Raw genomic sequence first — 22,897 nt, 5'->3', positions numbered from 1 at the left:
TTCTCCGTTGTTGAATGTTTAATTAACGATTAACGCTGATACAGATGAATAATTTCTTCTGACAGTTCGCGGGCTAATAACGACGTCATTAAGTGATCCTGCGCATGCACCATAATTAATGTCATTGGTTGCCGGGCTTCCCCGGCGTCCTGTTCGATCAATTTGGTTTGCATGTGATGAGCCTGACGGGCGTAACCGTCAGCCTCACGAAGCAGGCTTTTTGCCTCGTCAATATTGCCGGCGCGCGCGGCATGCAGCGCTTCAAAGCACAGACTGCGGGATTGCCCGGCATTGACGATGATTTCCATTACTGCTTCTTCTAATGCAATCATGTTGTTCTCTTCCTAATCGAATCCGTTATTTTCGGCGGTCTGGGCAAACCATTCGCCGCTTTTTTTCACCGTACGTTTTTGCGTTGCTAAATCTAACTGAACAAAACCGTAGCGGTTTTTATAGCCGTTAAGCCATGACCAGTTATCAATAAAGGTCCACATATGGTAGCCAAGACAATTACAGCCTTCGCTAATTCCTTTATGTAGCCATTTAAGATGCTCAGAAACAAATTCAATACGGTAGCTGTCGTTTATTTGCTCTTGCTGAATAAAACGCTGCTCATTCTCGACACCCATACCGTTTTCAGAAATAAAACAGCGCGGGTTGCCATAATTATCACGCAGATTGGTAATAATATCGTAAATACCCGGCTCATAAATTTCCCAGCCACGATAAGGGTTCATTTTCCGACCCGGCATTTCGTAATAATCAAACAGCCACTCCGGCATAAACGGTGCATCCGGGTTGACGGCGCTATCACGACATTTCACGCGACGCGGCTGATAGTAGTTGATGCCGAGCAGGTCGATTTTGCCCTCGGCGATTAACTGGCTGTCGCCTGGCTGGCATGTTGGTAACTGATCGTACTCCTTCAGCAGCTCAACCAGATCCGCCGGATATTCACCCTTCAGCACCGGGTCGAGGAAGCTGCGGTTAAACAGCAGATCCGCATAGTGTGCGGCTTTTACATCCGCCGGATTTTGTGAGCGCGGGTAGGAAGGCGTTAAATTCAGCACCACGCCGATTTCACCGTCATGGTTTGCGGCACGATATGCCCGAACCGCCGTCGAATGCGCCAGTATGGTGTGATACGCCACGGTGGCTGCACGTTTGAAATCCACCACATTAGGGTAATGGAAGTCATACAGATAGCCGCCTTCAACCGGGACAATTGGCTCGTTAAAGGTAAACCAGTGCTTAACCCGGTTGCCGAACAATGTAAAACACGTTTGTGCATAGCGGCCAAACGCCTCGACCACTTCACGGTTTTCCCAGCCACCTTTCTCCTGCATCACCATCGGCATGTCGAAATGGAACAGGGTGATAAATGGCGTAATGCCTTGTGCCAGCAGCTCGTCGATGACGTTGTTATAGAACTCGACGGCTTCAGGATTAACCTCGCCGGTACCGTCCGGAATCAGGCGCGACCAGCTCAGAGACGTACGGAAGCTGTTGTGCTTCAGCTGTTTGAGCAGTGCGATGTCCTGTTTCCAGTGCTGATAAAAGGTCGAGGTAGTTGCCGGGCCAACTCCCTGATGGAAACGACCTGGCTGACGGTCGAACCACACGTCCCACGTGGTCTGGCTTTTGCCGCCGTTCAGGCTATCCCCTTCGGTTTGCAGCGCTGAGCAGGCACTGCCCCACCAGAAGTTTTCAGGAAAACGGTATCTCATTGTTCTGACTCCTTGATTCATTATGAGTTGCTACGGGCAGCGTTCGCCACGGAGACGGCATCCTGTGCTTTTTGCTCTTCGGTTTTCAGCAAAGAACGTTCGTAAGCACGCAGGAATGGAAGGTACATCAGCGCTGACATCGCCATACAGATAAAGCACATCACCACCGGACTTAATGCCCAGTTTGCGGCCCAGGAAGCACCGATTGGCGCAGGCGTAGTCCACGGCGTCAGTGAAACAACCTGTGCCAGCCAGCCGAGTTTGGTGGCGCTATAGGCCAGCACGGCGTTAACCAGCGGGACGCAGACAAACGGGATGAACAACATCGGGTTCATGATGATTGGCGCACCAAACAGAATAGGCTCATTGATATTAAAGAAACTAGGCACAATTCCCATTTTGCCGATAGTACGCAGATGCGCGACGCGACTGCGCAGCAGCAGGAATGCCAGCGGTAAAGTTGAACCGACGCCGCCAATCAGCAGGTAGTGATCCCAGAAACCTTGCAGATAGACATGGGGCAGCGCAGCGCCCGCTGCCAGAGCGGCCTGGTTAGCGGACAGGTTCGCCATCCAGAATGGGTTCATGATGCCGGTTACGATCAATGAGCCGTGAATGCCGGCAAACCAGAAAATCTGGCACAACAGCACAGAAAGCAGAATAGCGGGCAGTGAGTCAGAAGCGGAAACCAGCGGCTCCAGCAGGTGCATAATCGCCTGCGGGATGATCATCCCGGTTTGTGCTTCGATAAACAGGTTCAGCGGATGCAGGGTCGCAATCACCACCAGTACCGGAATGAGGATCTCGAATGAACGCGCGACGCCGGTCGGGACTTCCTTCGGCAGGCGGATTGTCACGTTATTCTGCTTCAGCCATGCATATATACGGGTGGAGTAAATGGCGGTGATGAGGGCGGTAAAGATACCCTGACCGGAAAGATACTGCGTCGAGATTTTACCGTCGGCATAGGGTGCAGCAACCAGTAAAAACGCCATAAAGGCCAGCAGGCCAGACATCACCGGATCGAGGTTAAACTGACGGCCCAGGCTGGCACCAATGCCCACGGAGATAAAGAACGTCATAACACCCATGCTGAGGTTAAACGGCAGCATCAGCTGTTCACGATAAGTTGCCGAGAAATCGAGCCAGCCCCGGGCAAAGCTGTTGGTAGTATCGGCAGAGAACGGCGGAAAAATAAACACCAGCATGAAGGAGCCGATGATCATAAACGGCAGCGCCGCCGTAAAACCGTCACGAATTGCAATCACATACTTCTGCTGCCCTAACTTGCCAGCGAGCGGGGTGATGGATTGTTCAATGACGGCAACCATTGACTGATATAACGAACTCATAATGACACCTTTCTAGTGTGTCGCTTCAATCAGCGACAGAGCATAATCCAGCACTTTGTCACCGCGTTGCATACCGTAATCCATCATATCTATGGCTTTTACGGGTATACCCTGGGTGGCAGCCTTTTCGGAGAGCGTATTAAGCATGTACTTTACCTGGGGGCCGAGTAGCACCACCTGGTAATTTGGAAACTGAATGTCAAATTCGGAAACGCCGTAGGCCTCAATCTTCACAGGCAATCCGCGAGACTCTGCCTCTTCAACCATTTTGCGAACCAGCAAGCTGGTGGACATCCCTGCCGAACAACACAACATAATCCTGAACATAGTGAACCATCCTTTAAATGTAAAAACTTATTGCGAGTCTGATTTGATATCATGCGGAAACCGGTTTCCATTCATGGAAAACAGAACTGTGACGGCCATCAAGATCTTATTCTTATAAAGGCTAATTATTTGGATTTAGCTCACGAAATTAGCTGTGAAGATCTCTTTTTGAGTCCAAATGGAAAATCGGTTTCCATGAAAAACGGAAACAGCTATACTGCGGATGGCGATTATTTGAGCCAATGTTAAATTCAGGATGGAAAGGGCCAGGCGGGTCCTGTCAGGGGAGAATGATGTCTACTATCAACGATGTATCGCGTTTGGCTGGCGTGTCAAAAGCCACTGTGTCACGCGTGTTGAGCGGATCGCGTGGCGTAAAAGAGGCCAGCCGCCTCGCCGTGTTGAAAGCGGTGGATGAACTCAATTATCGTCCGAACGTGATTGCGCAGTCGCTACTCAGCCAGTCTACGGGCTGTATTGGCGTGATATGCGCGCAGGACAACATTAATCAGACCACGGGTTATCTCTATGCGCTGGAAAAGCATCTTAGCCAGCATCAAAAGCACCTGCTGCTGCGTTTTGCCAATACCAAAGCGGAAGTCATGAGCGCTCTTGATGAATTAAGCTGCGGCTTGTGCGATGACGTCCTGATTATTGGCGCGCGTTTTCCGCTGAACATCAATCAGGAGAATGTCATTCTGGTGGATTGTCTGGATTCCGGCGATGACGTCAACAGCATCCAGTTCGATCATGAGTTCGCTACCGAAACCGCCTGTAACTACCTGATAAGTCAGAACCGACGCCAGATTGCTTTAATTCATCCGGACGGGATGGGTTTCTCCGATCAGGTGCTGTTGGGCTATAAACACGCGCTGGAAAAAAACTTCCTGCCGTTTAACCGTAACCTGGTATTTATGGCTGCAACGTCATCGTCAGTGGCCTTGCAGGAGCTGCTGAACAACGCGTCAACGCTGAATTTTAACGCGCTGCTGGTGGCGGATGAACAGCAGGCACAGCGGGTGATCCCGCAGTTGCAGGCGTTTAATAAATCAGTACCGCAAGATATTATGGTCTTTAGCCTGGCCGGTTCGCTGCATCTGCCGGGAATCCCTACGATCCCGGCGATTGAATATTCTATGGACGCCATGGCGGCGCGGATCGTCAGTTGGCTCAACGAGAAAACCCAGAGCGTGCTGGGGTCGTACGTGCTGCGCGGCGACTTAATTATTCCTCAGCGTTAACGCTTTCCCTCTGGCGTGGGGCTATTTCGCTTCACGCCTATAAATCCGGGCATTCAACTTTGCCAAGCGCTTCCCAGTAGTTGTTTTGATTGTTTCTTTGAATTGCCAGAATGGCTTCGCGGATGTGCTGCTGATTACGCGTATCAGCCATAATCGTTTTTTCCCACACCTCATCAGATGGCGACCCTTGCGGGGTGCAAATCTTACGTAAATCCTTCATAACAGTATTCTTTTCGTGTACAGCCTGCAGACTGCCATAAGCCGAGTCGGCATGTGCCAGACCGGGTAGCGTGAAAAGGACGGCAATAATCGGAAAAATGACTCGTTTCATGATAATAATCCTTGTTGTCTATGCGCATCATCTCAAGAGTAAGTGTAGACGGCATACGACTCACTCATCACCCTGTGTTAATGTCTAAAAATAAATCAGCCAGAAGTTGTAGTTATTTCAGGAGGATAGGATGCAAATACAGATTACAGATACGATTACCGAAGACGATCAAGATGCCCTGCTTGCCGGATTGCGCGCTTACAACCGGCAGTTTCTGAGAACCACCAATTTTGGCGACCTGGCGGTGTACTGGCGCGATGAGCGCAATGACATTCTGGGTGGGCTGATCGGCAAAATCAAAGGCGAATGGCTGTGCATTGATTTTCTGTGGATGCATGACTCGCTGCGTAAAGGTGGTTACGGCACAAAATTGATGCAGGCCGCAGAACAGACGGCGCGTGAGAGAGGATGCCTGCATGCGCTGGTGGATACCATGAGTTTCCAGGCGCTGCCGTTTTATCAGAAAAACGGCTATCAGCTGCAAATGACCCTCGATAACTTCCCGGAAACCGGTTCCGCGCGCCATTATTTGTCGAAAACGTTTTGATGACCGGAAGGTCTGGATGCTGCCGCCAAAGAGGATTTAGGTACTTGCCCGGAGGTGATCACGCTTACCGGGCATTTTTGCGAGCGTTATTCCCTGAAAATGAATACATTGCAAAAGTATGTATTTATCCGCCAAGCCGCCTCGCAGATAGAAAAATTCCCAGATGTTGTGTGTGCGACTGGCGAGTAAGGTTCCGTCATCTTGTTCTTTTGGTGACGGACCGCCATGAAAAAACCAACAACTTCTACGCCGCATGATGCGGTATTTAAAAAGTTCTTAAGCCATCCAGAAACGGCTCGGGATTTTCTTGATAGCTATCTCCCCGCACCATTACGTGAACTTTGCGATCTGAACACACTGAAGCTGGAGCCAGGGAGTTTTATTGAGGAAGACCTGCGTGCCAGTTATTCCGATGTTCTGTGGTCGCTAAAAACGAGAACTGGTAAAGGCTATATCTACGCGTTGATTGAACACCAGAGTTCACCGGATGCTCATATGGCATTCCGAATGATGCGTTACGCCATTGCCGCGATGCAGAATCACCTTGATGCCGGGCACAAAACGCTGCCGCTGGTGGTTCCGATACTTTTTTACCATGGCGTTGCCAGCCCGTACCCTTTTTCGCTGTGCTGGCTGGATGAATTTGACGATCCAGAGACTGCGCGGCAGCTTTATGGAGCGGCCTTCCCGCTGGTCGATATCACGGTGGTGTCTGATGATGAGATTATGCAACACCGGCGAGTGGCACTACTGGAACTTGTCCAGAAGCATATATGCGAGCGCGATTTGATGGTGCTGGTCGATAAACTGGTTGCCCTGTTGATTAAAGGACACGCTAATGACAGTCAGGTAGAAACGCTATTTAATTACCTGGTGCAGTCTGGCAGCGCACCGCGTTTTGAGGCGTTTATTCGAGAGGTTGCCCTGCGCGTTCCCCAGCATAAGGAGAGATTAATGACGATTGCAGAATGCTTACGTGAGTCGGGACGAAGGACAGGGTTGCTAGAGGGCAAACGCGAGGGCAAAAAGGACGAAGCGTTGCGGATAGCCCATGCCATGCTTGAGAAGGGGATCGATCGTGAACTGGTGCTAATTATTACCGGGCTTGCAATTGATGAACTAACGGTATCTTCCGACTAATTTATCTTAGCCCCATTATGCTTTTTTCTTCTTGCTGATGCTTTTTCGTTTTTTAAACCGCAGCGGCCTTCCCGCTATAGTCATTTCATTACTCATCAGGCGGTTATTGCAAAAGGATAAAACGTGAAGCTGAAGATACCTTATTTCGGGGCCGGGGCGGCGGTATTACTGGCGGGATTATTGCTGGCAGGATGCGATCAACAGAGCAGTGATGCAAAGCATATAAAAGTGGGTGTAATTAACGGTGCTGAGCAGGATGTAGCGGAGGTCGCGAAGAAAGTCGCTAAAGAAAAATATGGTCTGGAGGTGGAACTGGTGGGTTTTAGCGGTTCTCTGTTGCCCAACGATGCCACCAATCATGGTGAGCTGGATGCCAACGTCTTCCAGCATCGTCCGTTCCTTGAACAAGATAATAAAGCACACGACTATAAGCTGGTTGCGGTGGGCAATACCTTTGTGTTCCCGATGGCTGGTTATTCGAAGAAAATCAAAACTGTCGCTGAACTAAAAGACGGTGCAACGATTGCGATACCTAACGATCCTACCAATCTGGGCCGGGCGCTGTTGCTGCTGCAAAAAGAGAAGTTAATTACGCTGAAAGCGGATACCGGTCTGCTGCCAACAGCGTTGGATATCACTGATAATCCGCGGCATCTGAAAATTATGGAACTGGAAGGTGCGCAGTTGCCGCGTGTACTGGACGATCAGAAAGTGGATGTGGCGATTATCAGTACCACCTACATCCAGCAAACCGGGCTTTCCCCGGTACATGACAGCGTATTTATTGAAGATAAAAACTCACCGTACGTGAACATTCTGGTGGCGCGAGAAGACAATAAAGATGCCGAGAATGTGAAAGAGTTCCTGCAATCTTATCAGTCACTTGAAGTGGCGAAGGCGGCAGAAACTATCTTTAACGGTGGCGCGGTTCCGGGCTGGTAATCATGACCTTTTGCCGCGCCGGTTGGTGTTAAACCGCTCTGGCGCGGCGACGTGAGTCCATTGAGATAAGTATTACCGAAGAGAGGATCAAAAGCGTGCCCAGCCAGTCTGGCAGGGTAAAGGTAATACCTAACAGCAGCAGGGACAGCAATGCGCTGCTCAACGGTTCCGCGCAGCTTAAAATGCTCGCTTTCGGTCCACCAATCATCTGCGCGCCTTTCAGGTACAGGCTAAACGTCAGCGATGTGCCGATGACCACCAGATAGAAAAACGCCAGAATCAAACTGCCATTCACCACGAAATTAGTGCCCTGTCCGGCATAAAACGGCAGCAGGATCATCCCGCCGATTAACATACTCCAGCCGACAACCGGCAGCGTGCCGTAGCGCGCGATAAGCGTTGAGGGGTAGGTGGTGTAGAACGCGGCGGCAAACGCCGAGGCAATTCCCCAGAACAGCGCGGCAGGTGAGATAGACAGCGACGTCGGGTTACCGTGGGTGACCAGCAAGAAGGTGCCGATAAGCGAGGTGAAGATCGCAGTCAGCACTAAAATCCCCGGTCGTGCTTTGCGCACCACGGAAAACCACGCCACGATTATGGTCGGTGACAAAAATTGCAGCACCGTCGCGGTGGCGGCGTTGGATTTTTCAATAGTCAGCAGAAAGGTTAGCTGTACGGTGAGCGCCCCAACCACGGAAAAAATCAGCAGGCTGATGGCGTCTTTGCGGTTTTTGATAATGGAGAACACTTTGTCGCCGTGAACGAAAGAGAGCATCAGCAGAATGAGCCCGGCGAAAATCAGGCGCGTCATGGTCAGAAACTGCGACGACATCTGGCTTTGCTCCATGATGTATTGCGCGCAAACGCCTGAACTTCCCCACAATACGGCGGCAATCAGGACGTTCATCATCCCTCTTCTGGTGGAACTCATCTTTCCCTCGGCATGTTGTTTTGTTTTATTTGTGTGCAGGCATCATAGCAGAGATGGTTGTGATTTCTGCCAGCACATCCGCAATCAGCCAGTCATTAAAGACTTTTACCTCCGGACGCATTACCGCGTGCTGTGGCGTAACAATGTAGTAAGACCACGCCAGAGGCCAGCGGGTGTTGGGATGAAGCTGAACCAGTTGTCCGTCTGTCAGTAGCTGCTGCACCAATGCTCTACGCACAATGGCGACACCTTGACCGCTGAGCGCCGCCAGAATCACCGCAGAGGTAGAGTTGATGTGCAATCCACTGTCGCAAACGGCAGGTGCCTGGGTGGCGGTCAGGACATCATTCCAGCCCGGGAAATTGGCGCCGGGGTGGGGAGTGTCATCATGGATAAGCTTCTGTGCGGCCAACCATCCTCCACAGGAAATTTTATCTACTGGCACAATACGCGGGCTACAAACCAGAACCGCTTCTTCATCCATCAGCCAGGTTTTATTTACCCCAGGCCAGTCGCCTTTACCGCAACGTACGCCCAGATCCGCTTCGCCATGAGCAACATCCATCAGCTTTTCCGTCACGTTCAAGCGTAATTCTATGTTTTCATGCGCTTGTGAGAAACGATTGAGGCGGCTCATCAGCCAGTTCATCACCAGTACCTGAGAGGCCGTGATAATCACCACCGAGCGCGCTCGCCGACCGCGTAACTTGTTCAGCCCAGATTCCAGACTATCCAGTCCCTGGGTTATCTCGCGCAACGCGTCCTGTGCTTCGCTGACCAGCGTGAGACGCTCTTTGCCTGAACGGGTACGATGCAGCAGCGGGTGGCCAACCCAGTCTTCCAGCGCACGAACCAGTTGCCCAACGGCAGCCGGAGTGACCCCCAGTTCCTGCGCCGCACCAGTAAAACTGCCGTGGCGGGCAGTGGCCTCAAAAGCGTGTAACCATTTAAGCCGATTAAGCGAGCGCATCAGGTCATTTCCCGTTTTGTGAATATCTTCAGTATATGCCATCGAGATAGATTTTCTTTCTCGGTTCGCTATTTCTTCTCATTCGTCAGCGCCTCAGGGGAGTGGCATTGTTAGCGCATTAACGAATACTTGAAACGAGGCTAGCGATGAACACATTATTTGTCGGCAAAAAACTGTTAGTGGTGGGTGGTACCAGTGGTATCGGATTTGAAACCGCAAAACTGATCCTCCAGGGTGGTGGTCGAGTGGTGCTGGTTGGCAATCGTGCCGAGAAAGCGGAACGGGCCCGTCAGGCGTTGTCGGAGCTGGGTGACGTCTCTGTCATTGTGGCGGATCTGATGTCAGAAGCGGGCGTTAAGCAGGTGATGGCAACGGTGAATGCTGAGCACAAAGACATCAACCTGTTAGTAAATGCAGCTGGGGTTTTCTTCCCAAAACCTTTCACTGATCATGAAGTTGAAGATTATGAACTGTACATGAGCCTCAACCGCGCGACGTTTTTTATCACCCGCGATGTCGTGCGTAATATGGTGGCGGCTAACATCCAGGGTGCCATCGTGAATATTGGTTCGATGTGGGCGCAACAAGCAATTGGCGCAACACCTTCTTCAGCGTACTCAATGGCAAAAGCGGGCCTGCATGCATTAACTAAAAATCTGGCCATCGAGCTGGGGGCGAATGGGATCCGCGTCAATGCCGTTTCGCCAGCAGTCGTGCATACACCTATCTACGAAGGATTTATCCCGAAAGAAGACGTACAAGGTGTGATGAGTAGCTTTGACAGCTTCCATCCGATTGGTCGGGTTGGTACGCCGCGTGATGTGGCTGAATCCGTCGCCTTCCTGTTGTCAGACAAAGCGCAATGGGTAACTGGCGCTATCTGGGATGTAGATGGGGGAGTTATGGCCGGACGTAATGGCTGATGTAAATCCCCCGCATAGCTGCGGGGGAGCGTCGAGACATTAAGGCTCAATCGGCGTCAGATAATCCAGCCGTAGCGGTTCGGCTAGCAGCTCGTTCATTTGTAGAATGAACGCCTGGAAATGTGGCAGAGCGATATGCTCATCCAGACCGGCCTGACCGCGCCAGGATTCGCGTACGTAGAACACATCCGGCGTGTCGCGTAACTGGAACAGGGCATATTCAATATTGCCCGGCTCCCGGCGCGTGGGCAGCAGCAGAGCTTGTAGCGCCTGTTTCAGTGCGTCGATTTTCCCCGGTTTGGCTTTCAGTACCGCAATAATTGAAATCACGTCAGAATCAGACATGTTAAAACCCCTCCAGCACAATCTTGCCGACCGAGCGACCGGTTTCAATTTGCGTGTGGGCTTTTTGCAGATTTGCCGCGGTAATCGCGCCAAAATGTTCGCCCAGCGTGGTACGGAGGGTGCTGTCGTCGATCAGCTGCGCCACGCGGGTCAGTAACTGATGCTGCGTAATGATGTCGTGGGTGGTAAACATCGAACGGGTAAACATAAACTCCCAGTGCAGCGAAATGCTTTTGGCCTTCAGCGGGCGCGCATCGAGAGATTGAGGATCGTCAATCAGCGCCAGTTTGCCCTGCGGCGCCAGTGCGGCAATAATTTGCGAATAGTGCTGCTCGGTATTGTTCAGGCTGGCAACGTGCGTCACCTCTTTAATGCCTATCCGTGCCAGCTCTTCCGTCAACGGCTTGCTGTGGTCAATCACATGATGAGCGCCCGCTTCACGTACCCATTTCTGGCTCTGCGGACGTGATGCGGTACCGATGACGGTCATTTTGGTCAGCTTACTGGCCAGTTGTGTCAGAATAGAACCGACGCCGCCAGCCGCGCCAACAATCAATAACACATCATCTTCATTGCCATTTTCCTCAACGCCCAGACGGTCGAACAGCATTTCCCAGGCGGTGATAGCTGTCAGTGGCAGCGCCGCAGCAGAAGCATTATCCAGTGTTTTTGGCTTCAGCGCGGTAATACGTTCATCAACCAGCTGAAATTCACTGTTACTGCCAGCGCGGCCGAGCGCTCCGGCGTACCAGACTTCATCACCGGGTGCGAACAGGGTGACCGCTTCGCCCACGGACTTCACCACGCCAACGGCGTCCCAGCCCAGCACACGCGGCACATCAGCGTTAAAACCTTCGCGGACCTTGGTATCAACGGGGTTGACGGAAATGGCTTTCACTTCAACCAGCAGATCGTGCCCGGTAGCAACTGGCATGGGCAGGTCAATCTCTTGTAAAAATTCAATGTTATTGCCGTCGGTCGCGGCGCGGGTAATGGCGATGGCTTTCATATTCTCTCCGGTCACAGGAATCAGTTGAATAATTCGATGGTAAACCGGTAACAGAACGGGAAAAATAGCCCTATGGCGACAGGACTTATACTCGGGGAGTGAAAATGTTCCGGCTTGAAGATCTCACGTTGTTTGTCCGCGCCGCGGCGCTGAATAGTTTTAGTGATGCTGCGCGCGAAGTCGGCGTTCAGCCTGCTCAGGTCAGTTCAGCTATCAAGCGCCTGGAGTCTACGTTGGCTATCCGCTTGTTCGCCCGCTCCACGCGCAGCCTGCGCCTGACGCCAGAAGGTGAAATCTGGTTACCCTATGCTCGCCAGATGCTGGACGTAATGCATGCCGGGCTGCAAAAAATTCAGACTCCGGAAGATGAAGTTTCTGGCACGCTGCAAATCGCCGTGCCTTCCGATCTCGGTCGTAACCTGCTGCTGCCGGTCTTTCAGTCGTTTCGACGCCGCTATCCCGCGCTGCGCCTGCGGATTTTTTTCTCCGACCAGGTAACGGATGTCTTTAAAGACCCCGTCGATGTTGCGTTTCGCTATGGCAACACCGAAGACGCGTCCTACATTGCGCTGCCGGTTGCACCGGGTAACCGACGCGTGCTGGTGGCATCACCGGAATGGGTTGAGCAAAACGGCGCGCCGCAAAAACTGGATGATTTAACACAGCTCAACGCCATGACTTTCGTATTACGCGGCCGCCTGCACGATCGCTGGACGTTTACGCGCAACGGCGAGGTCAGCAGTGTGCAGGTTAACGGCACCATTATGAGTGACGATGCGGAAGTGATCCGGCGCCTGGCGATTGCCGGAGAAGGTGTGGCGTACAAGTCGTGGCTGGATGTCAGCGAGGATGTGCGTGACGGTCGATTACAACTGCTGATGCCGGATTATCAGGGAGAGAAAGTCCCGCTGAATATGATTTGCCCGCATCGGAAGCAGCTTTCAACCGCGGTACGCCTTCTGCACGAGGCGGTGAAGGCACGGTGTGAAATGCTGGCGCAAAGCTAATAAGCGCTTTACGCCAGAATACTATCGCGTCGTTACTCAGTCTTTTTTCGTTGCATTCGCAAAGAAAATATCAGACTGAATGTCTTTAGTGCGGATGGTAAAGAGCTGATTAGTCAGATCTTCCGTCAGCTTCTCGGCATCGGCCATGATGCGCAGGTTGAAGTCATTCAGCATCTTATCCGCGGCGGGTTTATCGGTTTTCGCCATCTTCAGATACTCTGCTTCGACCTCTTTTTGCTCCTTCGCCACTTTGTCTTCCCACGCTTTGTAGGCTTTTTTGACGATTGGTGCGAGCTTCGGATAATCGGTCATCGTCAGCGTTTGTAATTTACGATATTTCCAGTAGATAGACTGATCGTCCGCTTTATCGGTACCCATCGTGTAGTTAGCCGGATACGCTTTCAGGCCGCTGTAGTACGGAACGAAGGCGGTGAGGTCAGCCATGCCCAGGCCAATGTAGGTCGTTTCACCAATCTCTTTTGGCAACCACGGACGGACCTGCATGACGTGCGCTTCATAGGTACGGAAAACGCTGACCGGACGCCATGGTTCTTTGCCGTTCAGACCGTTGGTGTACGGGTCATGGCTGGTCCCTTCATAGTGACTACGCAACACGGCCTTCACATCGTCCAGCGTCATTTTCTTCTCTGGCGTCATGAAGACCGGGAATTCGCGCCCTTTGGCCATATCCTGATTTACGGAAGGATTGAACTCTTTCTGGATGGTCCATACGCGAGGGTCGTTATACGTGCGGTCACGCTCGTCATCACGGGTATAGGCTTTGGAGAAGTTGAATTTACCGTCTTTCGCCGGATCGTACAGCCCTTTTTCAGTCGCAAATTGAATCAGGTTTTTTGACGCCATCATGTCCGGACTTTTAGGATCGTAATCCTGTAAGCGGCCCTGATTACCGGTGGCAAAATACTGGTTATTCGGCAGACGCTGCGCCATCCACTGGTGGCCGCTACCGGTTTCCAGGTACCAGATCTCGTTATCGTCGACGACGGCAACGCCAAAACCTTCGCCTGCGCCGACGGTCTCAACGATATGGCCCAACAGCGCCACAGCTTCACGTGCGGTTTTACTTTGTGACAGCAGAATATCCGGGATATCGTCTTCGGTGATCCCTTTATCCTCAACGTACGGGTCGGCGGCCAGTGCTTTCGGAGAGGCAAAAATGGATTCTGTACCGCTCACGCCGACACCCAGCTCGTTAAATCCGGTCGCGCCGTGCAGTTGGGTTTTCCAGTTTGGGACAGTGGTATAACGCAGAGAGTTTTTCGGCAGTGGCCAGGTAAAATCATTCGCACCATTATGTGCTTTGGTGCTGTATACCCCGGTCTGATTTTGCTTTGCCGGATGAATGACAAAATGCTGTGCTTTCAGGGCATCGCTGTCTGCGCTACGGGCGACCAGCATGGAGCCGTCCGCTGATGCTTCGTTGCCGACCAGCAGGGTCGTACAAGCAAAACCTGATGAAACAACGGCCAAATTTATAGAAAGTGCAATCAGGCACTTTTTAAAAGTAAACATTACGTATCCCTCATATGTACGCCAAAAATACACCGGAAACACACCGTTTCCTGAAATGCGATAACGCCTGAACACTCAGACATTGCTCGCGAGAGAGATAAACGCCCCTGCCCACGTCTTCTCCAAATATCCATCCGTAGGTTGAAGTCTTCTGGGCAAAATATAACGCCCATTTCGCTTAATTATTACGCAACGGATATTATGATATTCAGGATGTTTCCTGATTCGCGATGAAGAATAGCAATGGGTTATGTGTGGATTCAGTGACCCATGTCGCGTAAGTCAATGATGACAAATGTGAATTTCATTGAGGGGCCGTACTTTTTGTTTCCGGATATGACGCTACCTTTTGCGGCAATACAGCGAGGGCACATTGGAGCTGGCAAAAATCCATGCACCTTTATACTCCTCCATGACCAGGCTCAGGCTTCGTCCGCTTTGGCGGTAAAATCCAGGTAATGTGTCGTTAATATCCGCTTCATCAGCGGTGTCAGCGAAGGTTTTGACGACCTGCATCGCCTGTAGCACTCGGGCATCGCGCTTTTGGGTGTAGTTAAAATAGATGTTCCTGCTAATGTCTGAGGTATTACGCCCGTACAGTTTGCCGGTAATAGTGGCCAGGCCTTCACTGTTGTACATCCGAAACGATAACGTACCCGTAAAGCGGTTGCTGCCAATATTCCATTCCATGTTACCGATGCAATTCAGCGGTTTGTCGGCATAGCGTGAATGCCATAACCATCCGCCTGAACCGAGCACAGTAACCAGCCCGGCCACGAGCACTATAAGGTGGCGTGTTTTTTTCATTGCCCGCGCATCCAGTAATAATGAGTAGTACAAAATGCGTTAGCATCCACCCGTGCATCTTTATCACAGACAAATGCCACGATCCTTTCCGCTTTGCTGTAACCGGTAAGAAACACGTGCTTGTTGTTTTCACAGAGATAGGGATGTAACTGCATCAGATTGAAATAGCCTTGCTGGTCGTGTTCATTTGGTGAGTAATAGATTTTGCAATTTTGCCGCGATGGCGTCTGCATGGAAGCCTGGACAAATTTACTAAACGGCATAACAGGGCGCGTTTGATACCACACCAGCCAGATGATCAACGTGGCAATCACGACACTGGTGCTAAATAAAACCTCAAACCAGGGTATCTGCGTCGTTTGTTGTGGTGTCGAAGGAATTATCTTTGCGGGGGGGATTTCTTCAATAACCGGCGGCGGGGAAACTTCACTCTGTTGAAGCGTTATTGTCTCTACTTGCGTATTCTCATTTAATCTGAGCCCGCGTCGGGAAATAGTTTTCACCGTATCACGAGGCAACCCCACGTCCGCCAGCGCGTTTCGTAGCGTCAGAATAGCCTGGTAAAATGTGTTGGTGGTGGTCACATTATTTCTTTCACCCCAACCAATTGTCATCAACGTGTTCTGGGAAACAATGTCACTTGCGTGAGTAATTAAATAGAGAAAACAGAGCGAGGCAGGGAGCTGGAGCTGAATTGCTCGCCCGGTCTGACGATTGACCAGACTTTTGCTATCAGGATTAAATTCGACCAACTGATTGATAAGGTACAATTGCCCAGCCCTCAGTAACCAAAACGAATCACAGCGTGTGCTAACGCATCCTTTAAATTTTACATCCAAATCGAAAATGCGCCTCACTCTTTGTTCATGAACGAAGATAAGAATTTCACCAATTCATTAAAATCTCTTTAAATACAATGTGTTAGCAATCTCATTTCTTAGGTGAGAATTAACTAAGGTTAAATAATGAGAATTCATTACAGTTTTATCTGAATTATCTTTATATTTGTCCACAACATGACAAGGGTGATTGAGTTATCAGAATTACGTAATTAGTAAGTAACTTTTACGCAGGTTATTTTTTAGCAAATAGTGCTTTTTTACTGTTTATCCTGGAATCTGAATTTATGCATAAAATTCCTAATGCATAGGTTGTTATTCTGAGATAAAGCGTAAATAAGCTTAGCGCAATCGTATTACTCACAGACCATACATATTAGTGCATCAGGAGTTTATTACATTTTATTAGCGCCACTGTTATTAGCTGACAAGGAACGTACTACGTGTTGGATTGACACATTTATTTACCAATGAAATATTTATGGAAAAATAACAGGAGTCATTTTTGATGAAGAGATCACCGTCACAGACTGTTCGTTGCATAAGCTGTGAATTATCCTGTCAATTATTTCCGGATACTGCGGTTCGTGCCAGTTACTGTCACCGTGCCGCATTTGCGATCTGGCCTGAGGGGAATGGCTTTCTGCAAAAAGGAATTATTGAAAAGCTTCTGCTTAATAATCAAAACCATTTGTCGCGTGGGTTTATTTTTGTGGACTTTTCTTTCCCGAATCTGCGCCTGTTTGCCGACCCGCAATGGGTTGACCGGCTTGCCTACAGCGGTATGCATATTGTGTTGATAGCAGACAGGAACCTGGCGCCGTTAGCCAACTACTGGCTGTCCAAAAGCAATAAAATACAAGGGATTATATATTCTGATGATGATGACGAAGTTCAACATCAGAAAATTAGGCGACTCTTTACGGGTCATCTCGCTAACAGCAAACGTGGACGCTCACTTAACTATACTGAAATGATATTACTGAAGCGTTTTGTGTCAGGGAAAAGTATTCAGAAAATTACCAAAATAGATAATATCGATATTAAGAAAATATATGTCTACAAGCTCAGGCTTGAAGATAAGTTAGGCCATAGTATTCATCAAATATTGTCGAATATTTTATAACGTATTTTTGAATTTTATTATTTTCACATCCTTGCGATGTGGTGGACGCTCTACGCCTGAAAGCAGGAGGCTAATATGCCAAATCCCAAATCTTATTCTCGTATTGCCATAGCGGTTTCAGCCGCATTAACCTCTATGGTATTTTCAGCTCAAGCGGCATGGGTTGACGTTGATAGTCTACCCTCCACCGGACTGGTTAGCAGTCTGCCCCCGGAATTGCAGGCAATAATTCCAGCGCAGGCAAATGCCAGTTTCGCTAAAACCAGCGCCATGCCGAATTATGTTTATCAATGGAGTGCGGGCACGATTCCCGTTTATGGCAATGGATTAACGATTAATGGACCCGGCGCTGAAGCTTTTGAGCACTCTGTTACCGTTATTCAGAACAGTACAACGGGTAGTCCGGGCGTTATTTTTGGGGACGACCTGACGATTCGCACGCAGTCGAAGAATGCCGCCAATAATGGTAAAGATGTTGACGGTATCCGCACGCACGGGGCCAATACGCCGGATAACCCGGTCTTTATCATCACCGGGGATCGCACCAGTATTTATGTGGACGGTCAGGATGGTGACGGTATTAACGCCGGTTACAACTCCTATAGCCAGGGTTGGAAGGGCTCGGCCAGCATTTACGTCGGCGACGATCTGTATATTCAAACCACCGGTTCCCAGGGACGTGGTATCACAGCAAACGCGATGAAAGACGCCACGCAGGCCAAAAATACAATTGTGGTCGGCGACCGGGCACACATTGTGACGACAGGTGACAGTTCAGAGGGTCTTCGCACCGGGCAGAACGGTTCCTCGATACTGCTTGGCAATGACGCCACCATTGAGACTTCGGGTGCTTCTTCAACGGGGATTTATGCCGCCTCATCGTCCAAAACGGAACTGGGCAACAACGCGACGATTACGGTCAACGGCGTCAGCGCTCATGCGGTTTATTCCACCAACGCGACCGTGAATCTCGGTGAAAACGCAACGATCAACGTGAACAGTTCGGCGAAAGCGGCGTCATACAGCAAAGCGCCACGCGGCCTGTATGCGACTTCACGCGGGGCGATAAATCTGGCAGGCGGTGCCGCCATTACCATGGCGGGCGATCACAGCAACGAAAGTTATGCCATCAGCACCGAAACGGGCGGCATCGTAGACGGTTCTACTGGCGGGCGTTTTCTTATCGACGGCGATCTTCATGCCGCTGGCGCGACTGCTGCAACCAGCAGCCTGCCGCAGCAAAACAGTACCATTAAGCTCAACATGACCGACAACTCGTTGTGGAGCGGGGCGTCATATATCACCAGCGCCACTGCCGGGACGGGCGTTATCTCGCTGCAAATGAGCGACGCGACCTGGAACATGACTAACAGTTCAACGCTCACCGACCTGACGCTGAACGGCGGGTCAGTGGTGAACTTTGGGCATGCTGACGGCGAACCGTGGCAGACGCTTACCATCAATGAAGATTTTACCGGGAACGGCGGCAAACTGGTTTTCAATACTGTCCTGAATGACGATACCTCCGAAACCGACAAGCTGAAAGTGCTCGGCAACACCGCGGGTAATGCGTTTGTGGCGGTGAATAACATTGGCGGAACCGGGGCGCAGACCATTGAAGGTATTGAGATCATCGAAGTGGCCGGTAATTCTGACGGTACTTTTGAGAAAGCGGGCCGTATTGTTGCCGGTGCGTACGACTATAACGTTGTGCAGAAAGGCAGTAACTGGTATCTGACCAGCTTTATTCCTGCTCCTCCGGATCCGGAAGACCCGGACCCCGTCGATCCGCATGACCCTGACCCTGTTGATCCGGACCCGGTTGACCCTATTGATCCAGACCCGGTCGATCCTGTAGACCCGATTATCCCTGAGCCGGAAGAACCTGTTGCGCCTCCTGTCACTGAGCAGCAATACCGTCCGGAAGCAGGCAGTTATCTGGCGAACAACTATGCGGCTAACACGCTGTTTATGACCCGACTGCACGATCGTCTGGGTGAAACGCAGTACGTCGATATGCTGACAGGCGAGAAGAAAGTTACTAGCCTGTGGATGCGTAACGTTGGGGCGCATACCCGCTTCAAAGACGGTAGCGGGCAGTTGAAAACCCAAAGCAACAGCTATGTGATGCAGCTGGGCGGCGACCTGGCGCAGTGGAGTAGCGACGGTCTTGACCGCTGGCACCTCGGCGCGATGGCCGGTTATGCCAACAGCCAGAACCGCACGCGGTCCAGCCTGACCGGCTACCATTCACGTGGCCAGGTCACCGGTTACAGCGTGGGGTTGTACGGCACATGGTATGCCAATGACGCCGACAAGACCGGCACCTACGTAGATACCTGGGCGCTGTATAACTGGTTTGATAACAAAGTGATGGGCCAGGAGCAGGCAGCAGAGAAATACAAATCCAGCGGAATAACCGCTTCGGTTGAAGCCGGTTACAGCTTCAAACTGGGCGAAAGCGAGCGCAACAGCTACTGGCTGCAACCGAAAGCGCAAGTGGTATGGATGGACGTGCAAGCTGACAGTCACCGCGAAGCGAACGGTACCCGCGTGAAGGACAACACCGATGGCAACCTGATGACTCGTCTGGGCGTGAAAGCCTTTATCAACGGGCACAACGCCATCGACGACGGTAAATCTCGCGAGTTCCAGCCGTTTGTTGAAGCCAACTGGATCCACAACACACAGACGACCAGCGTGAAGATGGACGATGTTAGCAACGACATGCGCGGCACCAAAAACATCGGCGAGCTGAAAGTCGGCGTTGAAGGTCAAATCACTCCGCGCCTCAACGTGTGGAGCAACGTGGCCCAACAGGTCGGTGATAAAGGCTACAGCGATACCCGCGGTATGCTCGGCGTGAAATATAACTTCTAATGTAATGCAGTAATGTAAAAGCCGCTGATTAACCGATCGGCGGCTTTATTTTTTCTGGGAATCGTAGGCCGGATAAGCGTTAGCGCCATCCGGCATTAAGGTGGTGGGTTACAAACGTTGTCCCAGATGTTTTGTTGGTACTCGGCTTTGGTGTAAGACTGCCAATACAACAATATTTGTGTCTTGTGCACAGTAGTAAATCATATGACTAACATAAGGAAAGCTGTAAACATCTGCACCAAAATCATCAATGCGATGCTGCCCCATGCCTGGCATTTCAGCTAACTGAGAGAGAACGACCTGTAATTTCCTAAGATAATCCCTAGACTGTTTAGCGCCCCAATTTCTTGATGTGTAATCACGGATTTCAATAATATCGCGCTGTGCTTCTCCAGTAAGTTTGTAACTCACTTTTTATCCTTTGTGTTGATCCATCAACTCATCAAAAAAAGCATCACCATCAACAATATTGCCCAAATGAATATCGTTTTGAGCACGCTGAATTTTGGCCTTCAGTAACTGGAGCTTCATGGCTTCCATTTGTTCATAGTCCTCAATGGAAACGACGACTGCAACAGGTTTACCGTTACGATTAATTTGCACAGGTTCTCGCTGCGCTTTAAGTAGCATATCGCCAAACTGGGTTTTGGCTTCATTTGCCGTAAGAGTATGCATATTGCCACCATTTCGCATGAATCGTTCGATTCGTTCATTATAGTCGATATCTTTCTGGGGGTCACTATGAGGTGGGTGGTCAGACAAAGGGTATTGTGAAAGTAGGCCGGATAAGCGCAAGCGCCATCCGGCACCAAGTAAACCTGTAAGTACCGCTTGCAGGTTCAGCCGTGCTTCACTGGAGAGTCGCCAATGTGCTCTCGATTCTGTTCAGCTTCTGATGTGCCTCTTTCAACTCATCCTGCAACCGTTGCTCCTGCTCGCCATAGACCATCAGGACGATACAGCCATTCATCACTTTTACGGTAATCTGTTGCCCGGTATCAAACCCCGCTTCGCGTAGCCACTTGCCGGAAAGAATAATTTTGGGTGTGGATTTGTCGAAAACATTCGGGCGGTATCCCACAATTACCGAACGCTCGGTTCCGGATTGGTCGGTGTCTGGGGTAGAATGCGAATCAGCCATAATCAACTCCTTGATAGTTGGTGAGGTTAGCTTTCGCCGGGTACTGCGAATACCAGGCGAGGGCGTTTATAAGTCAGGTCGTCAGATACAAAGGTACGTACCTGATTGGTGGTATACTGCTCTTGTAGGTACGTACATGTCAACGGCGAAACGCGATCCAAATCAGTCTAAATCCGGAAAAGCACCAACTTTCCAGATTCGTATCACGCCTGAGTTAAAGGCGCAGTTTGAGGCTGCGGCAAAGACCGAAGGGATGAGTTTGGGGAATTGGCTCAAAACCTTGGGGAGAAAAGAACTTGAAAAATTAGGAATTGAGCCAGTTTCATAATTTTATAGTTCTAGTCGATATGGAAAATTAGAGTATACACTCTCCAAATCGTCTAGTATTTTATTAAATATTGATTCTAAGTCGTTGCTGACGTCTTGTAGGGGTAATGAGTGTGGAATTCTGTGCAGTCTATGTAATGGGTTGCCACATGTGATAAATTCAGCTTCTCTTACTGCCCCCCAGTGTCCGTGTGCGAATCCTGAGGTCCAAGAGTAGTAGGCGTCATAGAATTCTTTTAAATTTGATTCAATACTTAGCTTTCGTAAATCTAAATTTGTCCAGTTACCTAACTCTATATCTAAATACTCTTCCCAAGTATCTTCGCCAGCTATTATTTCAAGTGTTTCTTGATTGATATATTTCGGAGGTGCCAGATTTTCATCGAATCGGAGAGCATTGAGTTTTGCTTGCCCTGCACCATATTTACGCCACTTATTCCATAGCTTACCTTCATTTTTATTGATTAAATAATGCAGCGTGACATAATTTTCAAATAAACTTCTCAACGATAACCGACCAAGAATTCCTGATGAAACATTGCCCTCAATACATTCTCTGATAAGCTTTAAAGAGTAAAGGGTTATTCCAAAAATACAATCATGCTTTGCATCTATCTCGGTAGTTTTATGAGTTTTTTTCCAATGAATTATTAATTGAGAATGAATTAATTCTACTGAGCTAAGGCCATCGTCGATATTTTCAGATCTTTCTTTGGGTTCTCTTGGAACCAAACAAGGTGTATTCTCCCAACACTCATTCCAAAATCCTGTTGGCCAATCTTTGTTTTCAATCGTGAATGTCATTTCTAATGAACGGATCATTGGCCTTACATAACGCTGATCACCCATATTTGGGTAATGTATTAACTTTTCTATTTCATCTCTTGGGATATGAACTTTATTCGCAGCTACTAACGCCATAACTCTTAGCCAACGACAATCAGTAGCTTCTTGAGTCTGATGAAAAAGAGTTTCTCCAACCGCCGACATTAAAAGATGCATATTTGGCGCGGCTGCAGGTAAATATTTATACCAAGTTTCTTTTGCTGGAAGGGATGGAAATAACCGAAGAATAGTAAGTGCATTTGCAACATGTTTATCGGAAGTAATTATTTTTATTAGTTGTTCTCTTAGATCTAGATCAAGCTCAGATATACTAGTAATTGAAATATCTTCAAATTTATCCTTTAGGGGATGACTTTTGATAAAAGATATTATTTTATTGAAGTGTTGTAATGCTAAAGTTTGTGAGTATGCAGAACGTATTACAATTGCCCAAATCATCTCAGGTAAGCGCTCATATGTCCAATTGGAATAGAATAATCGCCCCTCAAGTTTGTTTTCAAGTTGGCTGAAAGCTGGCTTTAATGTTTTTCCTTGCTTCTTATGCTCACGTAATGTTGTGCGGCTCTTTCCACTTTTATTTCTTTTGTTTTTGCTAACAGGCATATT

General features: G+C 49.6%; 25 protein-coding genes. 9 read left to right on the top strand and 16 right to left on the bottom strand.

The window, feature by feature from the left end:
- Positions 1-29: 29 nt before the first annotated feature.
- From OGY13_RS23670 to OGY13_RS23655, 4 genes are read right to left on the bottom strand one after another with little or no spacing between them, the layout of a single operon-like run.
- Positions 30-332 carry a PTS lactose/cellobiose transporter subunit IIA gene (locus OGY13_RS23670; protein ID WP_008786514.1) on the bottom strand — a complete coding sequence of 101 codons (303 nt, stop codon included), beginning with the start codon at positions 330-332 and terminating at the stop codon, positions 30-32.
- 12 nt (positions 333-344) lie between these two features.
- Entirely contained in the window at positions 345-1,727 is a 1,383-nt protein-coding gene (gene gmuD, locus OGY13_RS23665; protein ID WP_198802972.1) for a 6-phospho-beta-glucosidase GmuD, read from the bottom strand.
- 20 nt (positions 1,728-1,747) lie between these two features.
- A complete protein-coding gene (locus OGY13_RS23660; protein ID WP_008786512.1) occupies positions 1,748-3,079 on the bottom strand; it encodes a PTS cellobiose transporter subunit IIC in 1,332 nt (443 codons plus the stop codon).
- 12 nt (positions 3,080-3,091) lie between these two features.
- Positions 3,092-3,406: a PTS sugar transporter subunit IIB gene (locus OGY13_RS23655; protein WP_008786511.1), complete on the bottom strand. Its 315-nt coding sequence runs from the start codon at positions 3,404-3,406 to the stop codon at positions 3,092-3,094.
- A 293-nt stretch (positions 3,407-3,699) separates the two neighbouring features.
- Here OGY13_RS23655 and OGY13_RS23650 point away from each other — a divergent pair, with 293 nt between their 5' ends.
- Complete coding sequence (locus tag OGY13_RS23650; RefSeq protein WP_032941556.1) at positions 3,700-4,647, top strand: LacI family DNA-binding transcriptional regulator; 948 nt, start codon at positions 3,700-3,702, stop codon at positions 4,645-4,647.
- A gap of 37 nt (positions 4,648-4,684) precedes the next feature.
- Here the strand turns inward: OGY13_RS23650 and OGY13_RS23645 are convergent, their stop codons facing one another.
- Complete coding sequence (locus OGY13_RS23645; protein WP_008786509.1) at positions 4,685-4,978, bottom strand: YicS family protein; 294 nt, start codon at positions 4,976-4,978, stop codon at positions 4,685-4,687.
- 130 nt (positions 4,979-5,108) lie between these two features.
- On the opposite strand from OGY13_RS23645, the gene OGY13_RS23640 reads away from it, so the two are divergent.
- The 3 genes from OGY13_RS23640 to nlpA all read left to right on the top strand — a co-directional run bounded on the left by OGY13_RS23640 (position 5,109) and on the right by nlpA (position 7,607).
- The gene (locus tag OGY13_RS23640; protein WP_079934369.1) at positions 5,109-5,525 is read left to right on the top strand and encodes a GNAT family N-acetyltransferase; all 417 of its coding nucleotides are present in this window, start codon (positions 5,109-5,111) and stop codon (positions 5,523-5,525) included.
- 225 nt (positions 5,526-5,750) lie between these two features.
- Positions 5,751-6,665 carry an Rpn family recombination-promoting nuclease/putative transposase gene (locus tag OGY13_RS23635; protein WP_213752163.1) on the top strand — a complete coding sequence of 305 codons (915 nt, stop codon included), beginning with the start codon at positions 5,751-5,753 and terminating at the stop codon, positions 6,663-6,665.
- Between the two features lie 123 nt (positions 6,666-6,788).
- Positions 6,789-7,607 carry a lipoprotein NlpA gene (gene nlpA, locus OGY13_RS23630; RefSeq protein WP_212024641.1) on the top strand — a complete coding sequence of 273 codons (819 nt, stop codon included), beginning with the start codon at positions 6,789-6,791 and terminating at the stop codon, positions 7,605-7,607.
- Positions 7,608-7,635: 28 nt separating this feature from the next.
- Here the strand turns inward: nlpA and OGY13_RS23625 are convergent, their stop codons facing one another.
- Together OGY13_RS23625 and OGY13_RS23620 are read right to left on the bottom strand one after the other, a co-directional pair.
- Positions 7,636-8,538, bottom strand: coding sequence for a carboxylate/amino acid/amine transporter (locus OGY13_RS23625; RefSeq protein ID WP_003827166.1), 903 nt, complete (start codon positions 8,536-8,538; stop codon positions 7,636-7,638).
- Between the two features lie 25 nt (positions 8,539-8,563).
- On the bottom strand, positions 8,564-9,508 hold the full coding sequence (locus OGY13_RS23620; protein ID WP_213752181.1) for a LysR substrate-binding domain-containing protein: 945 nt from the start codon (positions 9,506-9,508) through the stop codon (positions 8,564-8,566).
- 146 nt (positions 9,509-9,654) lie between these two features.
- On the opposite strand from OGY13_RS23620, the gene OGY13_RS23615 reads away from it, so the two are divergent.
- On the top strand, positions 9,655-10,431 hold the full coding sequence (locus OGY13_RS23615; RefSeq protein WP_125363063.1) for an SDR family NAD(P)-dependent oxidoreductase: 777 nt from the start codon (positions 9,655-9,657) through the stop codon (positions 10,429-10,431).
- A 39-nt stretch (positions 10,432-10,470) separates the two neighbouring features.
- On the opposite strand, the gene OGY13_RS23610 is transcribed toward OGY13_RS23615, so the two are convergent.
- Together OGY13_RS23610 and OGY13_RS23605 are read right to left on the bottom strand one after the other, a co-directional pair.
- Positions 10,471-10,761: a putative quinol monooxygenase gene (locus tag OGY13_RS23610; RefSeq protein ID WP_213752180.1), complete on the bottom strand. Its 291-nt coding sequence runs from the start codon at positions 10,759-10,761 to the stop codon at positions 10,471-10,473.
- Positions 10,762-10,777: 16 nt separating this feature from the next.
- The gene (locus OGY13_RS23605) at positions 10,778-11,785 is read right to left on the bottom strand and encodes a zinc-binding alcohol dehydrogenase family protein (RefSeq protein ID WP_213752162.1); all 1,008 of its coding nucleotides are present in this window, start codon (positions 11,783-11,785) and stop codon (positions 10,778-10,780) included.
- Between the two features lie 104 nt (positions 11,786-11,889).
- On the opposite strand from OGY13_RS23605, the gene OGY13_RS23600 reads away from it, so the two are divergent.
- A complete protein-coding gene (locus OGY13_RS23600) occupies positions 11,890-12,792 on the top strand; it encodes a LysR family transcriptional regulator (protein WP_213752161.1) in 903 nt (300 codons plus the stop codon).
- Between the two features lie 36 nt (positions 12,793-12,828).
- Here the strand turns inward: OGY13_RS23600 and OGY13_RS23595 are convergent, their stop codons facing one another.
- The 3 genes from OGY13_RS23595 to OGY13_RS23585 all read right to left on the bottom strand — a co-directional run bounded on the left by OGY13_RS23595 (position 12,829) and on the right by OGY13_RS23585 (position 15,902).
- A complete protein-coding gene (locus OGY13_RS23595) occupies positions 12,829-14,325 on the bottom strand; it encodes a C69 family dipeptidase (RefSeq protein ID WP_032945412.1) in 1,497 nt (498 codons plus the stop codon).
- Positions 14,326-14,667: 342 nt separating this feature from the next.
- Positions 14,668-15,132 carry a YqeJ family protein gene (locus tag OGY13_RS23590; RefSeq protein WP_003827183.1) on the bottom strand — a complete coding sequence of 155 codons (465 nt, stop codon included), beginning with the start codon at positions 15,130-15,132 and terminating at the stop codon, positions 14,668-14,670.
- Positions 15,129-15,902 (bottom strand): winged helix-turn-helix domain-containing protein, encoded by a 774-nt coding sequence (locus tag OGY13_RS23585; RefSeq protein ID WP_213752179.1) that lies wholly within the window; start codon positions 15,900-15,902, stop codon positions 15,129-15,131. The genes OGY13_RS23590 and OGY13_RS23585 overlap by 4 nt, the downstream gene beginning before the upstream one ends.
- A 577-nt stretch (positions 15,903-16,479) precedes the next feature.
- On the opposite strand from OGY13_RS23585, the gene OGY13_RS23580 reads away from it, so the two are divergent.
- Both OGY13_RS23580 and misL read left to right on the top strand, forming a co-directional pair.
- Positions 16,480-17,097, top strand: coding sequence for a helix-turn-helix transcriptional regulator (locus tag OGY13_RS23580; RefSeq protein ID WP_213752160.1), 618 nt, complete (start codon positions 16,480-16,482; stop codon positions 17,095-17,097).
- A 75-nt stretch (positions 17,098-17,172) separates the two neighbouring features.
- Positions 17,173-19,977, top strand: a complete 2,805-nt coding sequence (misL, locus tag OGY13_RS23575; protein WP_213752159.1) for an intestinal colonization autotransporter adhesin MisL — start codon at positions 17,173-17,175, stop codon at positions 19,975-19,977.
- 108 nt (positions 19,978-20,085) lie between these two features.
- On the opposite strand, the gene OGY13_RS23570 is transcribed toward misL, so the two are convergent.
- From OGY13_RS23570 to OGY13_RS23560, 3 genes are all read right to left on the bottom strand, one after another.
- On the bottom strand, positions 20,086-20,388 hold the full coding sequence (locus OGY13_RS23570) for a type II toxin-antitoxin system RelE/ParE family toxin (protein WP_208743607.1): 303 nt from the start codon (positions 20,386-20,388) through the stop codon (positions 20,086-20,088).
- A gap of 3 nt (positions 20,389-20,391) precedes the next feature.
- Complete coding sequence (locus OGY13_RS23565) at positions 20,392-20,652, bottom strand: type II toxin-antitoxin system Phd/YefM family antitoxin (protein WP_008786497.1); 261 nt, start codon at positions 20,650-20,652, stop codon at positions 20,392-20,394.
- A 175-nt stretch (positions 20,653-20,827) separates the two neighbouring features.
- Positions 20,828-21,118 (bottom strand): SymE family type I addiction module toxin, encoded by a 291-nt coding sequence (locus tag OGY13_RS23560; RefSeq protein WP_071444564.1) that lies wholly within the window; start codon positions 21,116-21,118, stop codon positions 20,828-20,830.
- A 136-nt stretch (positions 21,119-21,254) separates the two neighbouring features.
- Here OGY13_RS23560 and OGY13_RS23555 point away from each other — a divergent pair, with 136 nt between their 5' ends.
- A complete protein-coding gene (locus OGY13_RS23555) occupies positions 21,255-21,446 on the top strand; it encodes a toxin-antitoxin system HicB family antitoxin (protein ID WP_213752158.1) in 192 nt (63 codons plus the stop codon).
- A 2-nt stretch (positions 21,447-21,448) separates the two neighbouring features.
- Here the strand turns inward: OGY13_RS23555 and OGY13_RS23550 are convergent, their stop codons facing one another.
- A complete protein-coding gene (locus OGY13_RS23550) occupies positions 21,449-22,894 on the bottom strand; it encodes a DUF5677 domain-containing protein (RefSeq protein ID WP_213752157.1) in 1,446 nt (481 codons plus the stop codon).
- Between the last annotated feature and the right edge of the window lie 3 nt (positions 22,895-22,897).

The organism is Citrobacter sp. Cpo045 (genome assembly GCF_030332875.1).
GTDB lineage: Bacteria > Pseudomonadota > Gammaproteobacteria > Enterobacterales > Enterobacteriaceae > Citrobacter > Citrobacter portucalensis.
The sequence above is the reverse complement of the archived record's forward strand: the minus strand, read 5'-3'. Positions and strand labels throughout refer to the sequence as shown.